General features: G+C 71.7%; 3 protein-coding genes. 2 read left to right on the top strand and 1 reads right to left on the bottom strand.

The features are described 5' to 3' along the window. Window positions 1–99: 99 nt before the first annotated feature. Both ACWJ6R_RS35165 and ACWJ6R_RS35160 read left to right on the top strand, forming a co-directional pair. The gene (locus ACWJ6R_RS35165) at window positions 100–951 is read left to right on the top strand and encodes a helix-turn-helix domain-containing protein (RefSeq protein ID WP_449066346.1); all 852 of its coding nucleotides are present in this window, start codon (window positions 100–102) and stop codon (window positions 949–951) included. A gap of 66 nt (window positions 952–1,017) precedes the next feature. After that, a complete protein-coding gene (locus ACWJ6R_RS35160) occupies window positions 1,018–1,278 on the top strand; it encodes a hypothetical protein (protein WP_449066345.1) in 261 nt (86 codons plus the stop codon). A 93-nt stretch (window positions 1,279–1,371) separates the two neighbouring features. On the opposite strand, the gene ACWJ6R_RS35155 is transcribed toward ACWJ6R_RS35160, so the two are convergent. Further along, the gene (locus ACWJ6R_RS35155) at window positions 1,372–2,010 is read right to left on the bottom strand and encodes a TetR/AcrR family transcriptional regulator (RefSeq protein ID WP_449066344.1); all 639 of its coding nucleotides are present in this window, start codon (window positions 2,008–2,010) and stop codon (window positions 1,372–1,374) included. Window positions 2,011–2,136 lie beyond the last annotated feature (126 nt).

Genomic DNA, 2,136 nt, shown 5'->3' with positions numbered 1-2,136 from the left:
ATCGCCCTGGCGGCGATTCGCCTTTCCCTGCCCCGCTACGCGGGAGCTTCGTTTCCTTCCCGGCCTGAAGGCCGGGGTATCCACGAAGGAGGCCCCATGATGAGCGAGTTCCAGCAGGCCCGCATCGAGATGGGCGGGCGGCTCAGGCGGTTGCGGGAGGCCTCCCGCCTGTCGGGCAAGGAACTCGCCGAGCGGCTGGGCTGGCAGGCCTCCAAGGTCTCCCGGATCGAGAACGCCCGCCAGACCGCCACCGCCGACGACATCGGCGCGTGGGGGCGGGCCGTGGGGGCCGCCCCCGAGGTGGTCGAGGAGCTCGTCGAGGAGCTGACCTGGCTGCTGGAGCGCCAGGACTCCTGGCGGCAGCGGCACCGCAGCGGCCTGGCCGCGCTCCAGGAGGACATCCGCGACCTGGAGGCGCGGACCACGCTGCTGCGGGTGTTCGAGCCGGGCCTGGTCATCGGCCTGCTGCAGACCACCGAGTACGCCCGAAGCGTCTTCACCCGGCTCAAGCGCCTCTACAACGCCCCCGACGAGATCGACGCGGCCATCCGGGTCCGCATGCAGCGCCAGGAGATCCTCTACGACCAGCGCAAGCGGTTCCGGTTCATCGTGCCCGAGGCGGTGCTGCGCTACCGGCTGGCGCCGCTGGACGTGATGTGCGGCCAGCTCGACCGGCTGCTCGCCGTGACCGCGCTGCCGAACGTGGAGTTCGGCGTGGTCCCCTTCGAGGCGCCCCTGCCGTCCGCCCTGCTCAACGGTTTCTGGATCTACGACCGGGAGCAGGTCGCGGTGCCCACCCGCACCAGGAACCTGGTCCTGCGCGACTCGGAGGACGTCACCTTCTACGAGCGGACCTTCGAGGAGTTCTGCGAGGTGGCGGCCTTCCGCGAGGAGGCGCGGGCGGTGATCGTCCGGGTCCTGGAGGATCTCACCCGGCAATCGGCGGAATGATCGCGGCAATTGCTTGATTAAGTTCCGAAGATCGTGCAATCCTCGTCGAGACGGAGGTGAGGCACGATGCTTGACACGCTGTCCTGTCTGGAGAGGTTCGCCGCGGCGACCCGTTCGCACGCCGACCTGTCCCTGTCGGGCGTGTCTCTCGGAGATCCCGCCTATGTCCGCGTCCGCAACCGGTTCAGCGAGACCCTGGCGGAGACCGTCACCTGCTCGCCGGACGGCGGCTTCATCACCTCGTGGGGCTACCGGCTCGGCTGCGCCGACGACATCGAGGCCGCCGCGGCCCGGCTGGCCTACCTCCTGGCGGCCATGCCCGCCTGAGCGCGGCGTCCGGCCGGGTCCCGCCACCGTGGGTCCGCGCCCTCCGGCGGGCTCCCCCCGAGGGGGAGTCTCCGACGCGTCTCCCGGACCCGCTCAGGAGGCGGGGAAGATCGAGGGGTCCAGGCCCACCTCTCGGGCGGCGGCGACGCGGGCGTGGTGCAGCAACCGGCTCCTGGACATGTTGCCGGCGTCCAGGGTGTAGCGGATGGCCAGGCCGTCGAGCATGCCGTCGAGGCGCTCGGCCGCGCCCTGCGGGTCGTCGCACGCGAACTCGCCCAGCGTCACGCCCTGCGTGATCACCTCGCGGAGGATCTCGATCCAGGCGCCCTCGAACTCCAGCAGGATGGTCCGGACGTGCTCCTCGCGCACCCCGACCGCCCAGGCGTCGAGCCAGAGGATCCAGCCCTGGTCGTCCCGGGTGGCGGGGATGCACAGGCGCAGGACGCTGTCCAGCCGCTGCACCGCCGTCCCCGGGCCGTCGACGATCTCTCTGAGCCGATGGATCTCCGATTCGGTCGTGCTGCGGAGCATCTCGGTGATGAGATCGTCCTTGGTGGCGAAGTGATAATGGATCAGCCCGCCGCTCACGTTCGTCGCCCTGGCGATGTCGGCGACGCGGGTGCCGGCCAGCCCCCGCTCCAGCACGACCCGCCGGGCGGCTTCGAGCAGTTCCGCCCGCCGCTGGTCCGCCTGGTCCGCGCGGCTGCCGCGCGCCCCTTCTCCGCTCTGCACGGCGCAAGACTACAGCAGCGCGCCTCCCCCGCCCCGACGGGCGACGGCCGCCGGGGCCGCTGGTACGGACGGTCCCGGCGGTGCGCCGGGGACGGGGGGAGGCACGCGGTTCAACCGCAGCGGTAG

This window comes from Planomonospora algeriensis (genome assembly GCF_977012225.1).
Note: the sequence above shows the minus strand (reverse complement) of the source record. Positions and strands in the feature narration are given on the sequence as shown.